At 72.5% G+C, this 23,360-nt stretch carries 25 protein-coding genes; 14 read left to right on the top strand and 11 right to left on the bottom strand.

The window, feature by feature from the left end; genetic code table 11:
• Positions 1 to 118: 118 nt before the first annotated feature.
• The 3 genes from radA to OHB44_RS32220 form a co-directional block, all read right to left on the bottom strand.
• Positions 119 to 1,576 carry a DNA repair protein RadA gene (gene radA, locus OHB44_RS32230; protein ID WP_330439199.1) on the bottom strand — a complete coding sequence of 486 codons (1,458 nt, stop codon included), beginning with the start codon at positions 1,574 to 1,576 and terminating at the stop codon, positions 119 to 121.
• An 85-nt stretch (positions 1,577 to 1,661) separates the two neighbouring features.
• On the bottom strand, positions 1,662 to 2,441 hold the full coding sequence (locus OHB44_RS32225; protein ID WP_238687009.1) for a hypothetical protein: 780 nt from the start codon (positions 2,439 to 2,441) through the stop codon (positions 1,662 to 1,664).
• Positions 2,442 to 2,581: 140 nt separating this feature from the next.
• A complete protein-coding gene (locus OHB44_RS32220; RefSeq protein ID WP_442932640.1) occupies positions 2,582 to 3,421 on the bottom strand; it encodes a UbiA family prenyltransferase in 840 nt (279 codons plus the stop codon).
• Positions 3,422 to 3,467: 46 nt separating this feature from the next.
• Between OHB44_RS32220 and OHB44_RS32215 the strand changes: the two genes are divergently transcribed.
• From OHB44_RS32215 to OHB44_RS32200, 4 genes are all read left to right on the top strand, one after another.
• The gene (locus tag OHB44_RS32215) at positions 3,468 to 4,241 is read left to right on the top strand and encodes a methyltransferase domain-containing protein (protein ID WP_330439197.1); all 774 of its coding nucleotides are present in this window, start codon (positions 3,468 to 3,470) and stop codon (positions 4,239 to 4,241) included.
• A gap of 40 nt (positions 4,242 to 4,281) precedes the next feature.
• Positions 4,282 to 5,448 carry an acyl-CoA dehydrogenase family protein gene (locus tag OHB44_RS32210; RefSeq protein WP_330439196.1) on the top strand — a complete coding sequence of 389 codons (1,167 nt, stop codon included), beginning with the start codon at positions 4,282 to 4,284 and terminating at the stop codon, positions 5,446 to 5,448.
• Between the two features lie 85 nt (positions 5,449 to 5,533).
• A complete protein-coding gene (locus tag OHB44_RS32205) occupies positions 5,534 to 6,592 on the top strand; it encodes a type III polyketide synthase (RefSeq protein WP_372488407.1) in 1,059 nt (352 codons plus the stop codon).
• Positions 6,593 to 6,616: 24 nt separating this feature from the next.
• Positions 6,617 to 7,270, top strand: coding sequence for a hypothetical protein (locus OHB44_RS32200; protein ID WP_238687004.1), 654 nt, complete (start codon positions 6,617 to 6,619; stop codon positions 7,268 to 7,270).
• A 6-nt stretch (positions 7,271 to 7,276) separates the two neighbouring features.
• Here the strand turns inward: OHB44_RS32200 and OHB44_RS32195 are convergent, their stop codons facing one another.
• Complete coding sequence (locus OHB44_RS32195; RefSeq protein WP_330439195.1) at positions 7,277 to 7,969, bottom strand: hypothetical protein; 693 nt, start codon at positions 7,967 to 7,969, stop codon at positions 7,277 to 7,279.
• 328 nt (positions 7,970 to 8,297) lie between these two features.
• On the opposite strand from OHB44_RS32195, the gene OHB44_RS32190 reads away from it, so the two are divergent.
• The 4 genes from OHB44_RS32190 to OHB44_RS32175 are packed head-to-tail and all read left to right on the top strand — an operon-like array spanning position 8,298 to position 11,073.
• Positions 8,298 to 8,783: a CarD family transcriptional regulator gene (locus OHB44_RS32190; RefSeq protein WP_007073334.1), complete on the top strand. Its 486-nt coding sequence runs from the start codon at positions 8,298 to 8,300 to the stop codon at positions 8,781 to 8,783.
• Positions 8,784 to 8,839: 56 nt separating this feature from the next.
• Positions 8,840 to 9,535 carry a 2-C-methyl-D-erythritol 4-phosphate cytidylyltransferase gene (ispD, locus tag OHB44_RS32185; RefSeq protein WP_330439173.1) on the top strand — a complete coding sequence of 232 codons (696 nt, stop codon included), beginning with the start codon at positions 8,840 to 8,842 and terminating at the stop codon, positions 9,533 to 9,535.
• A 13-nt stretch (positions 9,536 to 9,548) separates the two neighbouring features.
• Positions 9,549 to 10,034, top strand: coding sequence for a 2-C-methyl-D-erythritol 2,4-cyclodiphosphate synthase (gene ispF / locus OHB44_RS32180; RefSeq protein WP_196924679.1), 486 nt, complete (start codon positions 9,549 to 9,551; stop codon positions 10,032 to 10,034).
• Positions 10,035 to 10,044: 10 nt separating this feature from the next.
• On the top strand, positions 10,045 to 11,073 hold the full coding sequence (locus tag OHB44_RS32175; RefSeq protein WP_330439172.1) for a tetratricopeptide repeat protein: 1,029 nt from the start codon (positions 10,045 to 10,047) through the stop codon (positions 11,071 to 11,073).
• 151 nt (positions 11,074 to 11,224) lie between these two features.
• Here OHB44_RS32175 and OHB44_RS32170 read toward each other — a convergent pair whose 3' ends face one another.
• Entirely contained in the window at positions 11,225 to 12,391 is a 1,167-nt protein-coding gene (locus OHB44_RS32170; RefSeq protein WP_330439170.1) for a homogentisate 1,2-dioxygenase, read from the bottom strand.
• A 94-nt stretch (positions 12,392 to 12,485) separates the two neighbouring features.
• Here OHB44_RS32170 and OHB44_RS32165 point away from each other — a divergent pair, with 94 nt between their 5' ends.
• The 6 genes from OHB44_RS32165 to OHB44_RS32140 all read left to right on the top strand — a co-directional run bounded on the left by OHB44_RS32165 (position 12,486) and on the right by OHB44_RS32140 (position 17,361).
• Positions 12,486 to 13,355 (top strand): hypothetical protein, encoded by an 870-nt coding sequence (locus OHB44_RS32165; protein ID WP_238686999.1) that lies wholly within the window; start codon positions 12,486 to 12,488, stop codon positions 13,353 to 13,355.
• Complete coding sequence (gene fahA / locus OHB44_RS32160) at positions 13,352 to 14,548, top strand: fumarylacetoacetase (protein ID WP_330439169.1); 1,197 nt, start codon at positions 13,352 to 13,354, stop codon at positions 14,546 to 14,548. The genes OHB44_RS32165 and fahA overlap by 4 nt, the downstream gene beginning before the upstream one ends.
• 176 nt (positions 14,549 to 14,724) lie before the next feature.
• Positions 14,725 to 14,934 carry a DUF397 domain-containing protein gene (locus OHB44_RS32155; RefSeq protein ID WP_030327888.1) on the top strand — a complete coding sequence of 70 codons (210 nt, stop codon included), beginning with the start codon at positions 14,725 to 14,727 and terminating at the stop codon, positions 14,932 to 14,934.
• Between the two features lie 144 nt (positions 14,935 to 15,078).
• Entirely contained in the window at positions 15,079 to 15,561 is a 483-nt protein-coding gene (locus tag OHB44_RS32150) for an SRPBCC family protein (protein WP_330439167.1), read from the top strand.
• A gap of 81 nt (positions 15,562 to 15,642) precedes the next feature.
• Positions 15,643 to 16,899: an outer membrane protein assembly factor BamB family protein gene (locus OHB44_RS32145; protein ID WP_238686996.1), complete on the top strand. Its 1,257-nt coding sequence runs from the start codon at positions 15,643 to 15,645 to the stop codon at positions 16,897 to 16,899.
• 102 nt (positions 16,900 to 17,001) lie between these two features.
• The gene (locus OHB44_RS32140) at positions 17,002 to 17,361 is read left to right on the top strand and encodes an LPXTG cell wall anchor domain-containing protein (RefSeq protein WP_238686995.1); all 360 of its coding nucleotides are present in this window, start codon (positions 17,002 to 17,004) and stop codon (positions 17,359 to 17,361) included.
• A gap of 67 nt (positions 17,362 to 17,428) precedes the next feature.
• Here OHB44_RS32140 and OHB44_RS32135 read toward each other — a convergent pair whose 3' ends face one another.
• From OHB44_RS32135 to hppD, 6 genes are all read right to left on the bottom strand, one after another.
• Complete coding sequence (locus OHB44_RS32135; RefSeq protein WP_330439166.1) at positions 17,429 to 18,352, bottom strand: hypothetical protein; 924 nt, start codon at positions 18,350 to 18,352, stop codon at positions 17,429 to 17,431.
• 127 nt (positions 18,353 to 18,479) lie between these two features.
• Complete coding sequence (locus OHB44_RS32130; protein ID WP_266304276.1) at positions 18,480 to 19,034, bottom strand: hypothetical protein; 555 nt, start codon at positions 19,032 to 19,034, stop codon at positions 18,480 to 18,482.
• 139 nt (positions 19,035 to 19,173) lie between these two features.
• Entirely contained in the window at positions 19,174 to 20,277 is a 1,104-nt protein-coding gene (gene hisC / locus OHB44_RS32125; RefSeq protein WP_330439164.1) for a histidinol-phosphate transaminase, read from the bottom strand.
• Positions 20,274 to 21,284, bottom strand: coding sequence for an RDD family protein (locus tag OHB44_RS32120; RefSeq protein ID WP_330439163.1), 1,011 nt, complete (start codon positions 21,282 to 21,284; stop codon positions 20,274 to 20,276). The genes hisC and OHB44_RS32120 overlap by 4 nt, the downstream gene beginning before the upstream one ends.
• Positions 21,285 to 21,360: 76 nt before the next feature.
• A complete protein-coding gene (locus tag OHB44_RS32115) occupies positions 21,361 to 22,062 on the bottom strand; it encodes an RDD family protein (RefSeq protein WP_266304278.1) in 702 nt (233 codons plus the stop codon).
• An 11-nt stretch (positions 22,063 to 22,073) separates the two neighbouring features.
• Positions 22,074 to 23,279, bottom strand: a complete 1,206-nt coding sequence (gene hppD, locus OHB44_RS32110) for a 4-hydroxyphenylpyruvate dioxygenase (RefSeq protein ID WP_238686989.1) — start codon at positions 23,277 to 23,279, stop codon at positions 22,074 to 22,076.
• Between the last annotated feature and the right edge of the window lie 81 nt (positions 23,280 to 23,360).

The following is a 23,360-nucleotide window of genomic DNA, read 5'->3' as shown; positions in this document are numbered from 1 at the left end:
GGACTGCCGTGCGGTGGGTGCTGTCGTGGTTACTGTGATGTGTCACGATGCCGCCCTTTCCAACGTTTCCCGCTTGCGACGTGCTGTCCGGTTTGGCCGCCCTCGTCGGCACGGTGGGTCACTCGGCGGACGCGCGGGCCGCATGGTGCAGGGCCGCACGGACGTCGGTGACCTCGGTCACGCGCATCTGCTCGGGGCCCGCGCCGGTGCTGGCCGGGCCGCAGCCGGGCGGCACCAGGGCCACCTTGAACCCCAGCCGGGCGGCCTCGGCCAGCCGGCGCGACACCGCCCCGACCCGGCGCACCTCGCCGGTCAGCCCCACCTCACCGATCGCCACCAGGTGCGGCGCGATCGCCAGGTTGAGCCCGCCGGAGGCGACCGCCAGAGCCACCGCCAGGTCGGCGGCCGGTTCCACCACCCGGATCCCGCCCACCGTGGCGGCGAAGACCTCCCGGTCGTGCAGGGTCAGCCGTTCGGTGCGCCGTTGCAGCACCGCGAGCACCATCGCCAGTCGCGCCGAGTCGAGGCCGGAGACGGTGCGTCGGGGAGAACCCGCAACCGTCGCGCCGATCAGTGCCTGCACCTCGGTGACCAGGGCCCGCCGCCCCTCCATGGCCACCGTCACGCAGGTGCCCGGGACCGGTTCCGCGTAGCGGGTCAGGAACAGCCCGGACGGGTCGGCCAGGCTGCTGATGCCGCCCTCGTGCATCTCGAAGCAGCCGACCTCGTCGGCCGCCCCGAACCTGTTCTTCACGCCGCGCACCAGGCGCAGCGACGAGTGCTTGTCGCCTTCGAAGTGCAGCACCACGTCGACCAGGTGCTCCAGCACCCGGGGCCCGGCCACCTGGCCGTCCTTGGTGACGTGCCCGACCAGCACTGTGGCGATGCCCCGCTCCTTGGCGACCGAGACCAGCGCGGCGGTGACCGCGCGGACCTGGGTCACCCCACCGGGCACCCCCTCGGTGCCGGTGGTCGAGATGGTCTGCACCGAGTCGAGCACCAGAAGGCCCGGCTTGACCGCGTCGAGGTGACCGAGCACCGAGGCGAGGTCGCTCTCCGCGGCGAGGTAGAGCCGCTCGTGCAGGGTGCCCATCCGCTCGGCGCGCAGGCGCACCTGACTGACCGACTCTTCGCCGCTGACCACCAGCGAAGGGCTGCCGGCACCGACCGCCCAATGCTGCGCCACATCGAGAAGGAGGGTCGACTTGCCCACGCCGGGCTCGCCGGCGAGCAACACCACGGCACCGGGGACCAGGCCACCGCCGAGCACCCGGTCGAGCTCGCTCACCCCGGTGGGCACGGCGCGGGCCGGAGCGGCGCTGATGCTGGCGATCGGTCGGGCCGGCTCGGACGGCATCCGGGAGCTGACCACCCGACCGGAGACGGTCGGGCCGGTCACCGTGTGCTCGACCACCGCCCCCCACTCGCCGCACTCCGGGCAGCGCCCCACCCACTTGGGCGGCTGGTGACCGCAGGCGTCGCACTGGTAGGCCGGCCGCGGATCGCGGGCGGCGGACCGACCACGGGCGGCACCGGCCGTGCCGCCACGCGGAGGGGTCGATCGGGAGGTGGTCACATCAGGACGCTAGCCCTCGCGTACGACGAAAACACCCCGGCGTGGTGGTCACCACGCCGGGGCGTTTGTCGATGTGCGGGTCGGGTCACTCGTGGGTGGTGCCACCCTCGTTGCCCTCGTAGCCACCCTCGCGCTCGATGATCGGCGACGGAGGGGCTGCCGGGGTGAGCGGCACCGCGACCGGCGCCTGCCCGGTGACAGTGTTGCCGTTGCCGAAGTCGAAGGTCACGACGACGTTCTGGCCGGAGCGCAGCGCCTCGGTCAGGCCGATCAGCCGAAGCTGCGTGGTGGACTCGGAGTTGAACTGGATGTAGCTCAGCGGCGCCAGCTCGATCCGGGCCGGCTGACCCGGGGCGGAGGGGCTTGCCGAACCGGACGCCCGCGCCGACTCCGGGGCGGACGGGGTGGCCGAGGACGATCCGGTCTCGGAGGGCGTCGCCGACGGGCTCGGCGAACCGGACGTCGAGTTCGACGGGCTGGCCGAACCGGACGGCGACGGGCTCATGGAGGCGGACTCCGAGGCGGACGGCGACGGGCTCGCCGAGCCGCCGCTGATCACCACCTCACGGGCGCTCTCCGTGGTGACGGTGACAGTCACCGTCTCCTTGGAGTCGTTGTAGATCACGGCGCCGAGCCCCGCGTCCTGCCCGGCCTTGTAGCCCTCGGGGCTCGGGTAGTCCACGAGCAGGCCCCGCACCGAGAAGGAGCCGTTGTTGGTCGTGAGGTTGACGCCCTGGACCGACGGCTCCTTCAACGCGGTCTCGGCGATCTGACCGGTGCCGCATCCGGAAGCCAGCAGACTGGCCGCCGTAATCCCGGACAGCAACAGGGCCGCCCGCCGGGATCCCCTGATCGAGCGCGTCACGTCGGTCCTCCTCGTCACAATCCCCACCCGGGCCGTACGCCGGGCACGGTGGCCATACCCGCGCAGACCGCGCTCCAGGGTAGTTGGGACTGATCGAGGCCCGCACGCGGACCCGGCAATGCCACCTGCCCGGGTGGCGTTCACATCACCCGACCGCTCGCCACCAGCAGAACCACGTCGATGAGGGCCACCAGCATCACCGCCCGGAAGGCCGCCACCGGCCGCCGGCCGGCCCGGATCGCCGAGCGCCCGGCGTACCAGCTCAGCGGCGGCACCACGGCGGCCGTGCCGACGGCCGCCCAGCCGATCGTCGACGGCGGCCCGGGTGGTCCGAGGACCAGTGTCGCGGTCGCCGCGAGGAGGAGACCCGCCGCGGCCACCCGGCTGCCGGCGGCGCCCAGCCGGTGGGGCAGGCCGCGCACGCCGGTGCGGGCGTCGTCGGCCAGGTCGGGCAGCACGTTGGCGAAGTGCGCGCCGGCGCCCAGGCAGGCCGCCGCCGTCACCAGCCAGACCGGCGGGGCCGGCTGACCGGGCAGCGCCAGCACCACGAAGGCGGGCAGCGCGCCGAACGACACGGCGTAGGGCAGCACCGAGAACGCGGTGGCCTTGAGCGGCCAGTCGTAGAGCAGGGCGGAGACCAGGGCGAGCGTCAGCCAGAACGCCGCCACCGGGTTCGTTGTCAGCGCCAACAGCGGGCAGGCCACCGCGGCCGCCGCGGCGGCCCAGGCCGTGACGCGCCGACCGACCGCGCCACTGGCGACCGGTTTGTCGGTACGCCCCACAGTGGCGTCCCGCTCGGCGTCGAGCGCGTCGTTGGTCCAGCCGACGGCGAGTTGGCTGGCCAGCACGGCGAGCACCACCGAGACGATTCCGGCCGGCCGGTGGCCCACTCCCCAGGCCAGCAGACCGGCCACCGTGGTCACCGCCGCGGCCGGTTCCGGATGGCTCGCTCTGACCAGCCCTAACACCCTCGACGACATAAGGGAAGTCTGGTCGTTACCGAGCAGTCGTGCCACGCTCGGTTCCATGCGAGACGTGGCTGCGGCCGGGGCGCCCACCGGTCCGAGGGTGCTCCCGCGAAACGATCCGCGTCAGTACGACGATCTGGCCGGTGAGTGGTGGCGGCCGGATGGCGCCTTCGCGATGCTGCACTGGCTGGCCGAGGCCCGTGCCGCGCTGGTGCCGCCGGCCACCCGTCCGGACGCGTTGCTTGTCGATCTGGGCTGCGGCGCCGGCCTGCTCGCGCCACACCTGGCCGGCAAGGGCTACCGCCACGTCGGGGTGGATCTGACCCGCTCGGCGCTCGTCCAGGCGGCCGAGCACGGGGTGCTGGTGGTCCAGGGTGATGCCACGGCGGTCCCGCTGCCCGACGGCTGCGCCGACGTCGTCTCGGCCGGTGAGTTGCTGGAGCACGTGCCGGCCTGGCCGCGCGCGGTGGCCGAGGCGTGTCGGCTGCTGCGCCCCGGTGGCGTGCTGGTGCTGGACACCCTGAACGACACGGCGTTGGCCCGGCTCGTCGCGGTCCGGATCGCCGAGCGGCTGCCGACAGTGCCCCGTGGCATCCACGACCCACAGTTGTTCGTGGACTCCCGGGCGCTGGTGGCCGAGTGCGCCCGACACGGTGTCGACCTGCGCCTGCGGGGCATCCGTCCGCAGGTCGGCGGCATGCTCGCCTGGCTGCTGCGCCGCGTTCGCGCGAGCCGAACGGCTGGGGCGGTGCCCACCGGCCGCGCGCCGCGCATCGTGCCGACCCGCTCCACCGCCGTGCTCTATCAGGGCCGGGGGGTCCGCAAAGGATAGTCAGGCCGTGGCGGGGTATGGAACGCCGAGGAGGAACGAGATGACGGTGCACGCGCTTGAGGCAGCACGCCGGTTGGCGCCGCGGTTCGCCGCGCGGGCGGCCGAGCACGACCGGGACGGTTCCTTCCCCGTGGACGACTTCGCCGACCTGCGCGAGGCCGGCCTGTTCGGGCTGATGGTCCCCCGGGCGCTCGGCGGTCTGGGCGCCACCTTCGCCGAGTACGCCGCGGTGGCCACTGAGCTTGCCCGGGGCAACGGCGCGACGGCCCTGGTGTTCAACATGCACGCTTCGGTGACCGGCGCTCTGGGCGCTGTCACCGAGGAGTTGGCCGAGGCGCTGGGCGTACCGGACGAGGCGCTGGCCGCTCGCGACCGGCTGCTCAGCGCGGCGGCTCAGGGTTCCTGGTACGCGGTCGCCATGAGCGAGCGTGGCGCGGGCGCGCGGCTGTCCCAGCTGACCACGGCGTACGAGTCGACCGACGGGGGCTGGCACCTCAAGGGCAGCAAGACCTTCTGCTCCGGCGCCGGGCACGCGGACGGCTACCTGGTGGCGGCGCGCAGCGCGGTCGACCAGTCGGTGGTCTCACAGTTCCTGGTGCCGGCCGGCGACGGGCTGACGGTGGAGCCGACCTGGGACTCGCTCGGCATGCGCGCCACCTCTTCCCACGACCTGCACCTGGACGTCACAGTGCCCGCCGACCGGCTGCTCGGTGGGGTGGAGGGGCTCGCGCTGGTGGTGGCCCAGCTGATGCCGCACTGGTTGGTGGCCAGCTACGCGGCCGTCTACGTGGGGGTCGCCCGTGCGGCGATCGACGCGGCGGCCGAGCACCTCAACGCCCGCAACCTGGCCGGTCTGCCGGCGGTGCGGGCCCGGCTGGGTCGGGCGGACGCGGCGACGGCCGCCGCGCAGTTGGTGGTGGCCGAGGCGGCCCGCCGGGTGGACGAGGCGCCCGGTGACGAGGAGACCAACCGTTGGGTGTGGCGGGCGAAGCTGCTCGCCGGGACCACCGCCGCCGAGGTGGCGGCGTCGGTGCTGGAGGCGGCGGGCACGTCGGCGACCCGCCGTGGACATCCGCTGGAGCGGCTGTACCGCGACGCCCGCTGCGGCTCGCTGCACCCGGCCACGTCGGATGTCTGCGCCGACTGGCTCGGCATCGCCGCCCTGGGCGGTGACCCGGATCGTGACGGGTCGGCACCGCGTTGGTGAGCCCGCCGCGCGGGGCTCGCACGGAGGAACGACCGGCCGAGGTGGCTGGTGGGACGGCCAGGGGGAGGACAGCATCTGACGAGAGGTGGGGATCGTGTTCGTACCAGTGATCGCGGGGCTCGGGACAGCGCAGCCGCCGTCCGCTTCGCAGGCCGAGTTGTGGGAGGGCTTCTTCTCCCGGCACTTCTCCGGCACCACCCGGTCGTTGGCCCAGCGAATCTTCGCCAACTCGGGGGTGACCCGTCGGCAGGCTGCGGTCAATCCGCTGCTGGAGGACGTCTCGGACTGGCCGACCGAGCGCCGGATGCGCCGCTACCAGGTGGAGGCGCTGCCGCTGGGCAAGGAGGCGGTGGGTCGGGCGTTGACCGCGGCCGGGCTGAGCGCCGGCGACATCGGGCTGTTCATCGTCTGTTCCTGCACCGGGTACGCCACCCCGGGGCTGGACATCCTGCTCGCCCGGGACCTGGGCATGGCAGCGGACACCCAGCGGATGTTCATCGGCCACATGGGTTGTTACGCGGCGTTGCCGGGGCTCGGCGCGGCGAGTGACTTCGTCACCGCCCGGGGGCGACCGGCACTGCTGCTCTGCGCGGAGTTGACCAGCCTGCACATCCAGCCGTCCAGCGCCCGGGTGGACACCCAGCAGATCGTCTCCCACGCGCTCTTCTCGGACGCCGCGGTCGCCGCCGTGGTCGTGCCGGGCGGCTCGGGGTACGCGGTGCGCGAGGTCACCGCGGTCACCGACACCTCGACCGCCGACCACATGACCTGGGACGTCACCGACGCCGGGTTCCGGATGGGGTTGTCGCCGAAGGTGCCTCAGGTGCTGTCGAGGCACGTCCGGGGGCTGGTCGACGATCTGTTGGCCCGGCACGGCGTCACCAGCTCCGAGGTGGACGGTTGGGCGGTGCACCCGGGCGGGCCACGGATCCTCAACGTGGTGGAGCGGGAGCTGGCGCTGCCCCCGCTGGGGCTGGCGGCGTCCCGGGCGACGCTCGACGAGCACGGCAACTGCTCGTCGCCGACCGTGCTGTTGATCCTGGACCGGTTGGGTCGGGCGACACCTGCGGCTCGGCGCATCGTCATGCTGGCCTTCGGCCCCGGCCTCACCCTGTACGCAGCCCTGCTGGATCGACAGGACTGAGCCTCCGGCCGGTACGCTCGGGGGGTGGATGCGACGGCGGACGACCGGCTGCGCTCGGTGGTGCTGTTTGGCGCGGCGGCGGCCGTCCTGGTTGTCGGCGGCTGGTGGTGGCGTGCCGCCGCGCCCGCGTCGACGGCCGGGACGGGCATCCCTTCGGCGGCGGCGCTGCCATCGGTCGGGCCGAGCGTCAGCACCCGGATGGAACGTCTCCTCGCGGCTGCGCAGCCCGATGAGCGGCTGACGGTGCGGATGGACCCCGACACCGGCGAGGTCCTCCGGGTGCGAAGCGGCCCGCGACTGGTGATCGACCCGGCGACGGGCTCGATCAGCGACATCGAGGGTGATCCCCGGGCGCTCTTTTCGGCGGGTGACCTGCCCCTGTTCCAGGAGACGATCTGGCGGGAGCAGCGGGACCTCGCCCCCGGCCAGGAAGTGACCCGGCAGGCCGGCAACCACGGCGCCCGCTACCTGCTCCAGTACCGGTGCACCCGCCCCGGCACGATGGCGGTGACGAGTGACGAAGCCAAGATCAACGGTCCGGTGCGCATCGACTGCGACGGCACGATCGCCAACGCCGAGGTGCTGCCCGGCGGCGGGCCGTTCCAGGTGTCGCTGTCGGCCGTCGACCGGCCCATCGACATTGAGGCGCAGCTCGTCGCCCTGCCCCCTCACCAGTAGGGCCGCTCAGGCGGTGAGGGCGTTCAAGTCGCTCCGGTAGGACTCGACAGTGCCCAGGTCGGGCAGCACTCGGGTCACTGTGCCGGCCCGGTCGACCAGCAGGGCGGTCGCGGCGCCGGGGCGGGCCGGCTGGCCCAGTAACGAACGCAGGCCTCCGGCGGGGTCGGCCAGGGCGCGAGCCTGCCGCTCGATGGTGGGCCTGGTTGGGGCCGTCCGCCCTGCGCTGACGGTGACCACGGAGACGCCGGCGGGCGCGGCCGCCAGGGCGTCGGTGACCCGGTCCGGGCAGGGGCAGCCGTCCAACAGAATGATCACGGCGGGTAGCAGGCCGCGCAGTGGCACTGGTGCGTCGTCCGCGTCGACCAGGTCCAGTGCGGGCAGCGCCCGACCGACGAGGGTCGCGGGTGGTGAGTAGGGGGCCGGAGTCGGCCGGTCGGCGCCGCGGTTGGCCCGGGGCCAGGTGACCGCCAGCAGGCCGGCCAGCGTGGTGAGGACCGCCACCAGCAGGACCACCAGCGGCAGGCCCAGGGCCCGGTAACCGCCCGGGAGGCCACTGGCCCCGCGCAGCTCACGGCGGACCTGAGCGGCCTCGGCGGCCAGCGCGGAGGCGTCGTCGGGGACCACCACGCGGCCCCATTCGGGCGGTAGGCCAGGCAGGCCGTCGGCTGGCCCGTGACCCTCTGCGTCCGGCTTGCCCATCGGACCTCCTGGAAGCGTCTCGAGAGCTGAGTGCGGCTCGGTCTCCAGGGTCGCGCACCAGGGGCTCCTCCCGCTACATCTGGGCGCGGTCCTGCTGACCGGGCTACCATGGGAGAAGCGCATAGCCCTTGATCTCGACGTTCTGTTCACCCGTACCGGGCAGTCATTCCCGCGTTACGGAGCGTGTTCGAACCATCGGTTTGACCGCCTGTCAAGCTGAAGCAAGACCTCTCACAGGGCCCCTGAGCTGCGCCAACGGTCAGGACATCGGTGAGACATCGGTGCCTGAGCGTGTTACCCTAGACACAGCGAAAGGGGTTTCGAACCTATGGTTTTCAGTGTCGGCGAGACCGTTGTTTACCCCCACCACGGGGCCGCACTCATCGAGGCAATCGAGACTCGGGTCATCAAGGGCGAGCCTAAGCAATACCTCGTCCTGAGGGTCGCGCAGGGTGACCTGACGGTCCGGGTGCCGGCCGAGAACGCCGAGATCGTGGGCGTCCGCGAGGTGGTCGGCGAAGAGGGCCTCGGGAAGGTCTTCGACGTTCTGCGGGCTCCGCACACCGAGGAGCCGACCAACTGGTCGCGGCGTTACAAGGCCAATCTGGAAAAGCTGGCTTCCGGCAACCCGCTGAAGGTCGCCGAGGTCGTGCGTGACCTGTGGCGCCGGGAGCGGGAGCGGGGCCTCTCTGCGGGCGAGAAGCGGATGCTCGCCAAGGCCCGCGACATTCTCGTCGGCGAGGTCGCGCTGGCCGAGAAGAGCACCAAGGATGAGGCGGAGACGCTGCTCGACAAGGTCCTCACCGAGGCCTAGTCCGCACAGCATCGTCGTACCCACTTCGTAGTGAAGAAACCACCGAGGACCGCGACGTGACCGCGCAGCTCAATCCGCGCGGTGACGTCGCGGTCCTCGTGCCTGCGGCGGGTGCCGGCGTACGGCTCGGCCCCGGCCGACCCAAGGCGCTGCGCCTGCTCGCCGGTGAGCCGCTGTTGGTGCACGCCGTGCGTCGACTGGCCGCCGCGCCGTCGGTGCACACCATCGTCGTGGCTGCGCCGGCCGCCGAGGTGCAGGCCGTCCGCGAGCTGTTGGCCCCGGTCGCCCCGGTGATCGTGGTGCCCGGCGGTGCCGAACGGCAGGCGTCGGTGGCCGCCGCGCTGGCCGCGGTGCCCGCCGGCCCGACGATCGTCCTGGTGCACGATGCCGCCCGGGCGCTCACCCCACCCGAGCTGGTCGAATCCGTCGCGGCGGCGGTGCGTGGCGGGCGTGACGCGGTGATCCCGGTCCTGCCGGTCGTCGACACGATCAAGGAAGTCGACGCCGACGAGGTGGTGCTCGGCACCGTCGACCGTTCCGCCCTACGTGCGGTGCAGACCCCGCAGGGTTTCCGTCGGGCCGTGCTCAGCGCCGCCCACGCCGCCGCCGGTGACTCCCTCACCGACGACGCCGGGCTGGTCGAAAAGCAGGGCGTCGCGGTGAGCTGCGTGCCCGGCTCGGAGTACGCACTGAAGATCACCCGACCGTTCGACCTGGCTCTGGCCGAGCATCTGCTTGCCGCAGCCGGTTGACGCGTACCCTCTGATCATGATCGTTCCCCGGGTGGCCATCGGCACCGACGTGCACGCGTTCGAGCCGGGTCGGCCCTGCTGGGTGGCCGGGCTGCTCTGGCCCGACCAGGACGGCCTCGCCGGGCACTCCGACGCGGACGTGGCCGCGCACGCCGCCTGCAACGCGCTGCTCTCCGCCGCTGGTCTCGGTGATCTCGGTTCCGCCTTCGGGGTGGGTCAGCCGGAGTGGGCTGGCGCGTCCGGGGTGGCTCTGCTGACCGAGACGGCCCGTCGGGTGCGCGCCGCCGGCCTGGAGATCGGCAACGTGTCCGTGCAGGTCATCGGCAACCGCCCCAAGATCGGCCGCCGCCGCGCGGAGGCGCAGGAGGTCCTCTCCGCCGCTGTCGGCGCCCCGGTCACCGTCTCGGCGGCGACCACCGACGGGCTCGGCTTCGCCGGCCGTGAGGAAGGCTTGGCCGGGGTCGCTGTGGCCCTGGTGTACGACGCGCCGGCCGCCTAAGCTCGCCGCGATGTCCAGCGACCCCGCCCCCGACCAGTCCGCCGCCGACGGCTACGTCCAGCGGGCCCAACTCCTCGGCGAACTCGGCCGCTACGACGAGGCGGCCGGGGAGTTGGCCTTCGGGTTGGCCCTCCAGCCGGCTGACGTCGACGCGCTCACCATGCTGGCCCGGGTGCACCTGGCCGCCGGCCGCCCGGCCGAGGCGCTCACCGCCGCCGACACGGCAGTGGCCGCCGCGCCGGAGGCCCTGCCGCCGCTGGTCGCCAGGGGCATGGCCCTGGCCGACCTGGAGCGCTACAGCGAGTCGGCGGCCACCGCCGATCAAATCCTCACCCTCGGCCCGGCCGACGCGTACGCCCAGCGGAGCGCGGCGGCGATCCTGGCCGGCACCCGCAACGGTCAGCCGGCGCTGAACGCGGCGTGGCGCGGTGTCGAGTTGGCCCCGCAGGAGCCGCAGGCGCACCTGGTGCTCAGCCTGGTCGCCGCCCGCCTGAACCTGTTCGACCTGGCCGAGCGGGCCTACCGCGAGGCGCTGCGGCTGGACCCGCGGCTCGGCGAGGCCGGCCACGACGTGGGTGTCATGCGGCTGGAGCAGCGCCGCTGGTCGGCGGCGTTGGAGCACGTCGCCGAGGCGGTGACGGTCAGCCCGAGCCGGATCGACTCGCCACGAACGCTCGCGTACGGGCTGCACCGCCTGGTGCTCTACGGCGCGGGCTGGTCGCTGGTGGCGGCGGTGCTTGTCGCGTTCGCGGCGTCGGCGGGCGACGGGTTGTCCCGCGTCCTGGCGGTGCTCGCCGCGCTCACCGGCGGGATCATCGTCTGGCAGCTCGCAGCCCGGCTGCCCGGGCTGACCCGGACCGTCCTGCCCGCTCTGCTGCACTCGGACCGGGCGATGGCGCTGGCCGTCTACGCCGTGGCCGCCGCGCCGCTGCTGCTGCTGGTGTACGCCATGGTCGGCTCCCCGTGGCCCCTGGTGCTGGCCATCGCCGTCACGGCGGTAGCCGAGTTCGCCGTATTCACCAGAACCGCCATCCGCTAACCCAGCCCCAACCCCAACCCCCGGCGTAACCCAAAAGATCACCAGCGTCGCGTAGCTCGACCAGATCAGGGGTTTCGCCGGAGCCCGCCCGCGTCGGGATCAAGCCTGACCGCCCAGAGCGGGTGGGCTCCGGCGAAACCCCAAAGGCCGACTACACAGAACGCGCCCACGTCCAGGCGTACCCCTCGTCTTCGCAGGAGCTGGCGGCGTCGCAGAGATCCAGCGGGCGGAAGGTGTCGACCATGACGGCCAGTTCGTCGAAGTAGTCAGCGCCGATGGAACGCTCGGCGGCACCCGGCTGGGGGCCGTGGGTGAAACCGGACGGGTGCAGGGAGATCGAGCCCTGCTCGATGCCGGAGCCGCGACGCGCCTCGTAGTTGCCCCCGGTGTAGAAGAGCATCTCGTCGGAGTCGACGTTGTGGTGGTTGTACGGCACGGGGATCGACTGCGGGTGGTAGTCGACCTTGCGCGGTACGAACGAGCAGATGACGAAGTTGGGGCCCTGGAAGGTCTGGTGCACCGGCGGGGGCTGGTGGATGCGGCCGGTGATCGGCTCGAAGTCGTGGATGGAGAACGCCCACGGGTAGAGGTGCCCGTCCCAGCCGACCACGTCGAACGGGTGGTGGGCGTAGACGTAGCGGGTCCAGCCGCGCCGGTGCCGGACCAGCACCTCGACCTCCTCGCCGTCGACGAGCAGCGGGTCGTCGGGGCCGCGGACGTCTCGCTCGCAGTACGGCGAGTGCTCCAGGAACTGGCCGCGTACGGAGAGATAGCGCTTGGGTGGGCCGATGTGCCCGGACGCCTCGACGGCGAGCAGCCGGACGGGCTGGTCGCCGGTGGGCACCAGCCGGTGAATGGTCGAGGTGGGGATGACGACGTAGTCGCCGGCGACGGCGTCCAGCACCCCGAACGGGGACTCGACCCGCAGGGTGCCCGACTCGACGTAGAGGCAGTGGTCGCCGGTGGCATCGCGGAACAGTGGTGAGGGTCGGTCGGCGAGGACGTAACCGATCCGTACGTCGTCGTTGGCGAGCAGGTACTGCCGGCCGAGGATGGGGTCGGAGCCGCCGGTGCCCAGTTTGTGGGTGCGCAGGTGGCGGGGCTTGAGCGGCAGGTTCGGTGCCCGGGTGAACGCGGGCGGGGTGAACTCGTCGGCGGCCAGGATCGCGGTGGGCGCGAGCCGGTGGTAGAGCAGGGACGAGTCGGAGGAGAAGCCCTCCTGGCCCATCAGCTCCTCGGCGTAGAGGCTGCCGTCGGGCTGCCGGAACTGGGTGTGGCGCTTGCGCGGCACCTCGCCGACGCTGCGGTAGTACGGCATCTCGCCTCCCGATATTTCCCGTTCACCGGCCGAAGGCGTCCGATAATCGGACGCTGTTGTCCGTTCCTCGTAGCGTCCCGTACATTCTTATTCCGTGTCAACGCAGGTGCCAGCACTCCTCCACGGCCTGGTGGACGACGCCGCCGTCTTCCCACCGGGCAGCGCCGCGCTGCACGACGCCCTGGCTGCCCACCGCCAACACCGCGCCGCCTGGTACGCCGACCTGGTCGGCCCGCTGCTGATCCCCGCGTCGGACGTGGCCGCCGGTGAGCTGAGCGGTCTCGTCGACCCGGGCGAGGGCCTGGTGGTCGGCGTGATCGGTGACACCGGGATCGGGAACCTGCCGTTCGCGTTGTCGTTTCTCGCCCCCGATGGCGTCACCGCGCGTCAGGTCGAGGTGGCGGTCGCCAAGCGCGGCGAGGACCCATTGCCCGGCATCGCCGAGTTGCTGCGGCTGACCGACGCGCTACCGGGTGTGGAGGCCGTCTACGCCGAACTGCCGTTGACCTTCGGGCTGATGGGCGCACTGGACGCGCTCGTCGCCGCGCGGGCCGACGGGGTGCCGATCGCGGCCAAGTTCCGCACCGGCGGCCTGGCCGCCGAACTCTTCCCCACCCCGACCGAGCTGGCCACTGTGATCTGCGCCTGCCGGGACCGGGGCCTGCCGTTCAAGCTCACCGCCGGGCTGCACCAGGCGATCCGACACCTGGACCCGGAGACCGGGTTCACCCATCACGGCTACGCGAACGTGCTGGCCGCGACCCTGGCAGCCGCCGACGGTGACGGTGTGCGTTCGGTCGCCGAGCTGCTGACCGTTGTCGACCCGCGCCCCCTGGTGGAGCGCGCGACGGCACGGCTGGGCGGGCCTCGCCCCCTGTGGGTGGGCTTCGGCTCGTGCAGCATTCTGGAACCACTGACCGATCTGATCCGGCTTGGGCTGGTGAACGGGGGCTACGACGCATGACCTGGGTGACCGGCGCCGACGGCTCGCCGTACGGGGTGACGAACCTGCCGTACGGGGTGTTCCGGCAGAACGGGGGTTCGTCGCGGATCGGCGTACGGATCGGGTCCTGGGTCCTCGACCTCGCGGCGGCCGAGGCCGCCGAGCTGGTGCTGGCCGCCGGCACTCTGTGCCGGCCCGTGCTCAACGACTTCATGGCCCTGGGTCGTCCGCAGTGGACGGCGGTACGGCAGCGGATCACCGAGCTGCTCACCGACCCGGCGCACCGGGACGCGGTGGAGCCACTGCTGGTGGCCCTCGACGACGTGGAGCTGCTGCTCCCCATCGAGGTGGCCGACTACGTCGACTTCTACTCCTCCGAGCACCACGCGTCGAACGTCGGGCAGATCTTCCGCCCCGGCCAGCCGCCGCTGCTGCCCAACTGGAAGCACCTGCCGATCGGCTACCACGGGCGGGCCGGCACCGTGGTCGTCTCCGGCACGCCGGTGACCCGGCCGACCGGGCAGCGGGCCTCCGCCGAGGGCCCGCTCACCGGCCCATCGGTACGCCTCGACATCGAGGCCGAGGTGGGCTTCGTGGTGGGCGTACCCAGCGCGTTGGGCGATCGGGTCTCCGTGGACGACTTCGCCGAGCACGTCTTCGGGGTGGTGCTGGTCAACGACTGGTCGGCCCGGGACATCCAGGCTTGGGAGTACCAGCCGCTCGGCCCGTTCCTCGGCAAGTCGTTCGCCACCTCGGTCTCGGCCTGGGTGACGCCGCTGGACGCCCTCGCCGACGCCTTCGTGCCGGCCCCCGACCAGGACCCGCCGGTGGTGGACTACCTGCGGGACGTGCCGCACCTGGGCCTGGACCTGCGCCTGGCGGTCGAGTGGAACGGCGACCAGGTCAGCGAACCCCCGTTCGCCACCATGTACTGGACCCCCGCCCAGCAGTTGGCGCACCTCACCGTCAACGGGGCTTCGCTGCGCACCGGTGACCTGTACGCCTCCGGGACCGTCTCCGGCCCGGACCGAGGGCAGGTCGGCTCCTTCCTGGAACTGACCTGGGGCGGCGCCGAGCCGGTCACTGTGGGCGGCGAGAGCCGTACCTTCCTGGACGACGGCGACACGGTGACCATCACGGCCACCGCCCCCGGCCCGGACGGCACCACCATCGCCCTCGGTGAGGTATCCGGCACGGTTCGCCCGGCCCGCTGAGCGGGCAACCGCCATCCGTCTCGTGCACGGGACCCGTGATCGCACCGGCTGTGCGATCACCGGCCCTGGTTGATCCGTTGATCGTCCGGATTCCGTTGCTACACCGCGCAATCCGAGCCGGGCTCCGCTCGGCCGCCAGCGGTGGGGCAATCCCGACGCACACGGAGGTAACGACGATGCACGATCTTGCGGGCGCGGTCTGGCGTACCAGCAGCCGCTCAAACGACCAGGGGCTCTGCGTGGAAGTGGCGGACAACCTGGTCGACGTCCATGGTCTGGTCGGAGTCCGCGACTCCAAGGACCAGGCCGGTCCCACACTTGCGGTCAGCCCGCCGGGGTGGACAGCGTTCATCGGCGCGATTCGGGCCGGTCGCTTCGAGCGCTGACCGGCGCTTCGGCGCCGGTCGACGACGACCGGTGCCGAGGCGACCGCCCAATCGGACAGCGTGGCCCCCGGGTGGTGAAAATTCCGCTCCGGGGGCCCCGTCCCGCCCTCACTCCGCGTACCGTCGAGGACACGGGAGGGTGTCATGTCGACGGTGGCGATTACCGGAATCATCGAGGCGCACGCTGTCGACGTCTGGCGTCTGCTGACCGACCTGCCCGGCCGCGCGGCCCGATTGACCGCCGCCGGCCCGATCGAGGTGCTCACCCCGGGTTCGTTCGGGCCGGGCACCTCCTGGCGCGAGGAACGCATCCAGCCGGGTGGCGGCACGCTGACCGAGGAGTTCCTGGTGGTCGAGGCGCTCGCGCCGCAGCGACTGGTGCTCTGCTCCTCCGGCACCGGCGCGGACTACCGCATCACCTGGAGCCTGCGGCCGGTCCGCCGCCGCCGTCGGGGCTGCACAGCGGTCACCGTCACCCACGAGGCGGTGCCGACAGCTCCGTACGGTCGGGTGGTGGCGCTGCTGCTCGGCGGGCTGGCCGTACGCGCGGTCGAGGCGGCGCTCTGGCGTGATCTCGCCGACCTTGCCGTCGCGGCCGGTGCCACCGGCTCCGTCGAAGCCGCCTGAGCGCCAGGCGCTCAGCCCTCGCCATGACCTGAACGGGGTCCGGCCCCCTCCGCTGGGTAGGGTGCCGGGCGGAGGTGCGGCATGAGGTTCCCGAGAGGCCGGCGACGGCTCGCGATCGCGGTCGCGGCGCTGCTCGCGACGGCGGCCGTCGTGGTCATCGTCCACCGGGTCCTCGCACCGGCAGAGGTGAGCACTGTGGCGCGGGCCGACTATCCGGCCCCGGCCCGACCTGCTGCCGGCGTGATCGGTCGGTTGCCGGTCGCCCCGTTGATCGTCGACGGGAGACTGCGGGTGTACGCCGCACACCGCCAGGTCTACGCTGACCGGCCGGTGGACGGGCGGTACCGGACCAGCCCGTACTGGTCGTACCGGCGGTGGCCAGCGGAGCTGACCGGGGTGGTGGCCAGCGGCAGCACCGTGGTCAGTCGTTGGTCCGACGGGCACCTCGTCGCACTGGACGCCCGGACCGGCGGGGTGCTCTGGCGAGCCGACGGCCCGGAGCCCGTCGGGAGCACGGCGCCGGCGCGTCGTACCTGGGCGGCGGCGGTCTGGGATGCGCCCGGGCTCCAGCTCACCGACCTTCCCGACGGGCGGGTCGTGCTGGTGGTGACCGGGGATACCCAGGCGCGTGGGATCGAGCTGAGCGGCGGCCGGGAGCTGTGGCGGGTCGACCTGCCGGGCAGGTGTCGTAGCGACGTCGGCACCAGCGCCACCGGGCTGCTGATCGGTCTGGACACCTGCGCCGGGGCGGCCACTGTCGAGTTCCGGGACGCGGCGACGGGCGAGGTACGTGAGCGTTGGCGCCCGCCGGGCGGCCCGGACGGGTTCGTGGTGACGCCGCTCGGCTGTCGTACCGGCGGGTCGGACTGTCTGGGGTTGCGGACCGCCGGGCCGGGTGACGAGGGCGGTCGGGGTTGGCTGTTGGCTGCCGGGTCGCCGGTCGCCGCCCCCGCGTTGGACCCGGCCGACGCCGCGCTGGTCGGTGAGCAGTCCGTCGCCGTGCTCGACGGGGTAGTGGTGGGTCGATCCGCGCGTACGGGCACGGAGCTGTGGCGGTCCCCGGGCCTGGGCACGGCCCGGGTGCTGGCTGGGCAACCTGGCCGGGTGCACCTGTTGACCGAGGCGAACGATCTGGTGACGCTGGATCCGGTGACCGGTAGGCAGTTGTCCCGCTTCGTTCTCAACGTCGGCTCGGACGGGACCGGCTGGGCACCCGGGGCGGTGACGGCCGAGGACGGGTTCGTGGCGATCGAGCGGCTCCGAAGGCCTGTCGACCCCACCGGCGACGACCGGCGCTACTACTACACAGGCGAGACGGTGATTCTGGCCGCCACCTGATCGTGGCGTCTTGGGACTCGGAAACACCCAACCATTCCATTCCCTTTGTCGTGAAAGGGTACGTTTTTCACGGTTCAGGTTTCCGGTGGAAGGGGTCGGCGCATGGCCAGGACAACAGCCAACTACCTCGTGGGTGGCGCGCTCGCCGCCACCGCGAGCCTGGCGTTGGCGGTGTCGCCGGTGCTGGCCGCCGACCCCGCCTCGGCGCGGGGGTTCGGCGCTGTCCGGGCCGAGCCCTCGGCGGACACCGGCGTCACCTTCGAGATCCTGCCGGCGTCGCCGACCCCGCCCCCGACCCAGCCGCCACCCACGTCCACACCGACGGCACCGCCCCAGCCCACACCGAGTCATGGTGAGTTGCCGGTCACAGGGTCGGGCGGGTCGGTGCTGCTCCTCGCCGTGCTGGGCGCAGCCCTGCTCGTCGCCGGGTGGTTCGCCGCCCGCCGCAGTCGGCCGAGCTGACAAACCCCGCCGCAGCCGGCCGAGCTGACAGGCCGGCCGCAGCCGGTGGTCGGGCTGCACTGCGCAGTCAGCGGTTGGCCGGGGTGCGCTCCCTGGGGCGGCTGGTGGGAGGCCGACCGGACCGGCGGGAACGGCGGGCCAGCATGGCGAGGCCGACGATCAGCAGTAGGCCCACGACTGCCGCCGCCGCTGTCCACCCGGAGAGGATCCGGGAGACGACACTGCCCCGTTTGCCGACCTGACCAGCGTCGGGAAACGTGACCCGCGCGGTGATGCTTCGCTTCACCAGGCCGCTCTCCAGGTTCACCTCCGCCTTCCAGGGGCCGTTCGGCAACGTGGTCGGGAGTCGGGCGATGACCTGCCCGGAGGCGCCCGGCGCCAGCGTGACGCCCTGCCCGACCGGAAACGGGCCGGCCCGACTGCCGGCCGGGCCGTCGCTCAGGGTGACAGCGCCGGTCAGGTCGATGGCACGGCCTCCGGTGTTGGTGACCTGGACGGTCATCGACGGTTCGCCCTCGGGGCTGCGGGCCGGGCGTACCTCGCCGATCGAGAAGTCGGAGGCGGGTTCGCCTCCGGGCCCGATGTCGAGGTACATCCGGACTCCGACCCGGTGGACCTGCATGATCTCGCCGCCGGCCCGGGGCGCTGAGGCGGTGGATGCCCAGACCACCCCGTACCGCTCGCCCCGGGAGGCGGCCGGCGGCACGGTGACGCTCGCTCGGACCCGGGTCTCTTCCCACGGTCCCAGCTCGACCGAGCGCTCGTCGAGGGTGACCCAGGAGGTCAGCTCGTTCTCGGCGCGACCCTCGCCGAAGCGGAACGCCGCGTCCTCCAGGGTCGCGGCCGCCGGATACACGTCGACCCGACGGGTCTGGTCGGTGCGGTTGACGATCAGCAGTTGCCGCTTGATGGTGGTGCCCGGCGGTAGGTGGTCGACGATGTAGCGCAGCGCCCGAGGGTCGTTGCGGCGCTCGGTCGGGGCTTCCAGCAACCGGATCCCGATGGTGCCGTCGTCCGATCCCGCTTCCGGTTCGACCGCGCCGGCCCGGGTCGACAGACCCGGACCGGCGAGGCAGAACAGGGCGAGGGCGACCGCGATGGTCGACCGCCCCCGGCGGCTACGCCACCGAATGTGTCACCGTGCCGGTGTACACGCCCGCGATGCTGTCCAGCGGGACGTTGACGTCCAGTGTGGGGTTCCAGCTGGCGGTGTTGCCGCCGGTGCCGCCGCTGTGGGTGAACGCGGTGAGCGGGGTGACGCTGGAGAGCGGCTGGGCGTCGCCGGCGGTGGCCTGCCCCGGCGTGAAGGTGCCCGTGCCGGTGGTGGCCGTCGCCGGGCCGGACCAGTAGTCGATCTCCTCAGGGAGGACCGTCTCGGGCGGTGAGCCGCCGCCGGTCTGGAAGACGCTCGCGGTCACCGAGGCGACCCAGGAGGCGTCGGCGGCGCCTCGTGAGTCGGTGACCGTCACCACGCCGAGCTGGCCGGTGATGACCCCACCGGGGGCACCGTCACCGAGGTCGGCGGCGGCCGGCGCGTCGATGTCGAGGGTGCCGGCGAGTACCTCGAAGGTGACGGTGGTGGTGTCGGTGGGCGCGGCGGCGGCCGGCGTGGCGAGGAAGCCCACCATCGCCGCGGCGGCCGCCCCGGCAAGACAGATCTTGGCAGTACGCACTGTGGTTTACCCCGTTCTCGAAGTGAGCCGGACGCGATCCTCGGCACGTCTGGCTACTTCGGAAGATAGGGGCAACGAGATGCTAAAACGGACAAACAACCCATGTGTCATCACTTGGTCACAGTAGGTCGTTCGGTGCTCAGGTCAGCGCCGCCTCCGCAGCCGCCAGGAACGCGTCGTTCTCGGCCGGGGTGCCGATCGTGACCCGGACCCCGTCCCCGGCGAACGGCCGCACGATCACCCCGCGCGCCTCGCACGCCTTGCCGAACGCCACGGCCCGCTCGCCCAACGGCAGCCAGACGAAGTTGGCCTGACTCGTCGGCACGTCGGGCACGAACTTGCGCAGCGCCTCGGTGACCCGGTCCCGTTCGGCGACGACCAGAGCGCAGCGGCGCTCCATCTCCACCACCTGGGTCAGCGCCGCGAGCGCCCCGGCCTGGGCCGCCGTGCTGCTGGAGAACGGGGTCGCCACCTTGCGGATGGCGGCCGCCACCACCGGCTGGGCAACCAGCCAGCCCATTCGCAGCCCGGCGAGCCCCCACGCCTTCGACAGGGTGCGCAACACCGCCACGTTCGGCCGGTCCAGGTAGTCGAGACCGTCCGGCACCTCCGCGTCCGTGACGAACTCCCGGTACGCCTCGTCGATGACCACCAGCACGTCGTCCGGCACGGCGTCGAGGAACCGGTCCAGCTCGGCCCGGCGAAGCGCCGTACCCGTGGGGTTGTTCGGGTTGCAGACGAAGATCACCCGGGTCCGGTCGGTCACCGCCGCGGCCATCGCCGTCAGGTCGTGCCCGTGCCCGGCGTCGTTGGGCACCCGCACGCTGGTCGCGCCGCTGGTCGCCACGATGATCGGGTACGCCTCGAAGGACCGCCACGAGTAGAGCACCTCGTCGCCGGGCAGGCAGGTGGCGCGCACCAAGTGCTCGGCCAGCGCCACCGAACCGCAGCCGGTGGCGATCCGGTCGGCGTCCACCCCGTACCGCTGGGCCAGCGCGTCCCGCAGCGCGACCACACCCATGTCCGGGTAGCGGTGCGACGTGGTGATCGCCTCGGTGACCGCCTCCACCACGCCGGGCAGTGGCCCGTATGGCACCTCGTTACTGGCCAGCTTGATGGCCTCCGGCAGGCCCAACTCCCGGGCCAGGTCGGCGGGGCTGCGCCCCGGCACGTAGCTGGGCAGCGCGTCCAGGTCGACGCGGGTCAGCCGCAGCGCCGGCTGGTGACGTCCGGAGTCGGTCATGGGGTGTCTCCCGAGGGCTGGTTACGGTCGTTCGAGGGGGCGGTATCGGTGTGCGGGGGGACTTCGACGACCACCGTCTGCGCGCGCTTGTCGTGCAGCGCCTGGCGCAGGGGATGGTCGAAGAGGGGGGAGAGGGCGTCGACCAGTTGCAGCACCAGGCCGAGCCCGGCGCAGTACCAGAGCAGAGTCGGCAGGCCCAGCGTGCTCCAGCGGCTCAGCGCCCGGCGGACGCCCAGCGGCTGGTCGGCGGCCACTGGCACCGCCCGGATCCGCATCACCCGCTTGCCGACTGTCTGCCCGCCGGAGGCCATTGTCGGCACCTCGTACGCCAGCCAGAGCGCGGTGGCGATCAGCAGGATCGCCACCAGCAGAGAGTTGGCCTGCTCACTGGGGATCGGCAGGCCGTCGGCGGAGGTGTCGCCGCGCGACGCGCGCTGGAAGACCTCCTGCCAGTACGGCGCCCACTCCTGGGCCCAGCGCCAGACGAACCAGCCGTTGACAACCACGTTCAGCGCGAAGACGAGGCCGAAGTCGATCAGCCGGGCGACCAGCCGACGGCCGTAGCCGGCCAGCCTGAGGCCGTGCGGTCGCGGCTCTGGCGGTCGTCCGGGCCAGCCGGGGTGACCGGCCGGCGGCGCCCAGCCAGGAGGGGCGCCCGGCGGGGTCCAGCCCGGCGGACCGCCCTGCGGACCCCAACCGGGAGGGCCAGCCTGGGGTCCCCAGCCAGGGCCGTGCCCCGGTTGCGGGCCGTGCCCCGGTTGCGGGCCGTACCCAGGGGGTGGGCCCTGCTGGGGCGACCAGCCCGGCGCGCCGGTCGCCGAGTCGGGGGTCGTCGACGCCCCGGGCGCGGCCGGGGTGACCGGTGCGGGCGGCGGCTCGGCCGGCGGCGGACCGTCCGGCGGGGTCGCGTCGACGGGAATGGGCGCACCGAGCCAACCCTCGCCGTCCCAGTAACGCCGGGTCTCGGTGTCGGCGGGGTCGACGTACCAACCAGGTTGAACGCTCACGCCATCGCTCCGCTTCGCTTCGCGACGGCGCGAGGCGCCACCCTACTGAGCCTGCTGGTTCGCTCGCTGCGCTCGCTCACTGGGACACCTTAACGACGACCGTCTGAGCGAACTTGTCGTGGAGGCACTGCTGCCACGGCTTGTCCCAGAGCTGCCACAACCCGTCCAGGTAGCTCAGCCCCGGGACGAAGCCAGAGAACTGCTGCACCAGGAACCGCTTCGCGGCGGCCCGGCGGTCGAGGGAGCGCGTCGGGTCCAGCGGCACGATCCGCAGCTTCATCATCTTCTTGCCGAAGGTCTGGCCGGTCTTGAACATCATCTCGACGTAGTAGACGTACGCGAGCACGAGCGAGATCGCGATGATCCCGAGGTCCAGCCACAGCAGGGGCAGCAGGAGTTCACGGAGATAGTCGGGCTCGCGGATCGAGCCGTCCGACGCGAACAGGGCGAGATCGGGCGCAACGACAACGAGGAAGATGATCGCCGCGGGCACCGCGAGCACCAGGCCGACCACCATGAAGACCGCGGCGTCGAGCAACATGGCCAGCAGTCGATCGCTGAAGCTGGCCAGCGGCTGTCCGCCCGGGGTCAGCGTCGGGGGCGGGGCCACCGGTCGGTGTGGTCCGCCGTAGAACTGCGGCGGGGCGTACCCGGGTGGGGCGTACTGCGGCGGCGCGGCGTACCCGTGGGGGTGTGGGCCGGGCTGCGGCGCGAAGCCGCCGGCGGTGGGTCGGGGCCCACCGGCCGGCGGCGTCGGGTACGACGGAGGTTGCGTCACGCTCGCAAGTGTTACAGGTTGCCGCGGGCTTCCTGCTCCCGCTCGATCGCCTGGAAGAGCGCCTTGAAGTTGCCCTTGCCGAAGCCCAGCGAGCCGTGCCGCTCGATCAGCTCGAAGAAGACTGTGGGACGGTCCTGCACCGGCTTGGTGAAGATCTGGAGCAGGTAGCCGTCCTCGTCCCGGTCGACCAGGATCTTGCGGGCCTTCAGCTCCTCGATCGGCACCCGCACCTTGCCGATCCGCTCGCGCAGCTCCGGGTCGTCGTAGTACGAGTCCGGGGTGTCCAGGAACTCCAGGCCCGCCGCGCGCATCGCGTCGACGCTGGCCAGGATGTCGTTGGTGGCGACGGCGATGTGCTGCGCGCCCGGGCCCTGGTAGAACTCCAGGTACTCGTCGATCTGGGACTTCTTGCGGGCGATCGCCGGCTCGTTGAGCGGGAACTTCACCTTGCGGGTGCCGTTCGCCACGACCTTGCTCATCAGCGCCGAGTAGTCGGTGGCGATGTCGTCGCCGACGAACTCCGCCATGTTGGAGAAGCCCATCACCCGCTTGTAGAACTCGACCCACTCGTCCATCCGGCCCAGCTCCACGTTGCCGACCACGTGGTCGACGGCCTGGAAGAAGCGCTTCGGCTGGATGCCGGCGTCGATCATCGGCTGCCGGTCCACGATCGGGCCCCGGGCCACGAAGCCGGGCAGGAACGGGCCGCTGTAGCGGGACCGGTCGACGAGCGTGTGCCGGGTGTCGCCGTACGCGGCGATGGAGGCCATCCGGACCGTGCCGTGCTCGTCGGTCACCTCGTGCGGCTCGACGACGCTGGCGGCGCCCTGCGCGATGGCGTGCGCGTACGCGGCGTCCACGTTCGGGACCTCCAGCGCGATGTCGCTGATCCCGTCGCTGTGCCGGGCCACGTGCTCGGCGCCCTCGGCGTCCGGGCGCACCGCGCCGGTCAGCACGAACCGGGCCGAGCCGCTGGTCAGCACGTACTGGGCGTGGTCCCGGTAGCCCTGCTCGGGGCCGCGGTACGCCACGCAGGTCATGCCGAAGGCGGTGGAGTAGTAGTGGGCGGCCTGCTTGGCGTTGCCGACCAGGAAGTGCACGTGGTCGAGGCCCCGGACCGGGAACGGGTCGTGGCTGATGTCGTGGTCGACAGCGCCGACGAGCCGGTCGACGTCGACGTCCTCGGTCGACTGGGGTCGGTCGATCGCCTGGGTCATGGTGGGCTCCCTCGCGTACCGGCCGGCCTTGTGGGCCGCCGTGGTCGGTTCTTGTGGCGAGGATCGCTGGCCCGGCATCGA

Origin of the sequence: Micromonospora sp. NBC_00821, from assembly GCF_036347035.1 — a bacterium.
Lineage (GTDB): Bacteria > Actinomycetota > Actinomycetes > Mycobacteriales > Micromonosporaceae > Micromonospora > Micromonospora hortensis.
The sequence above is the reverse complement of the archived record's forward strand: the minus strand, read 5'-3'. Positions and strand labels throughout refer to the sequence as shown.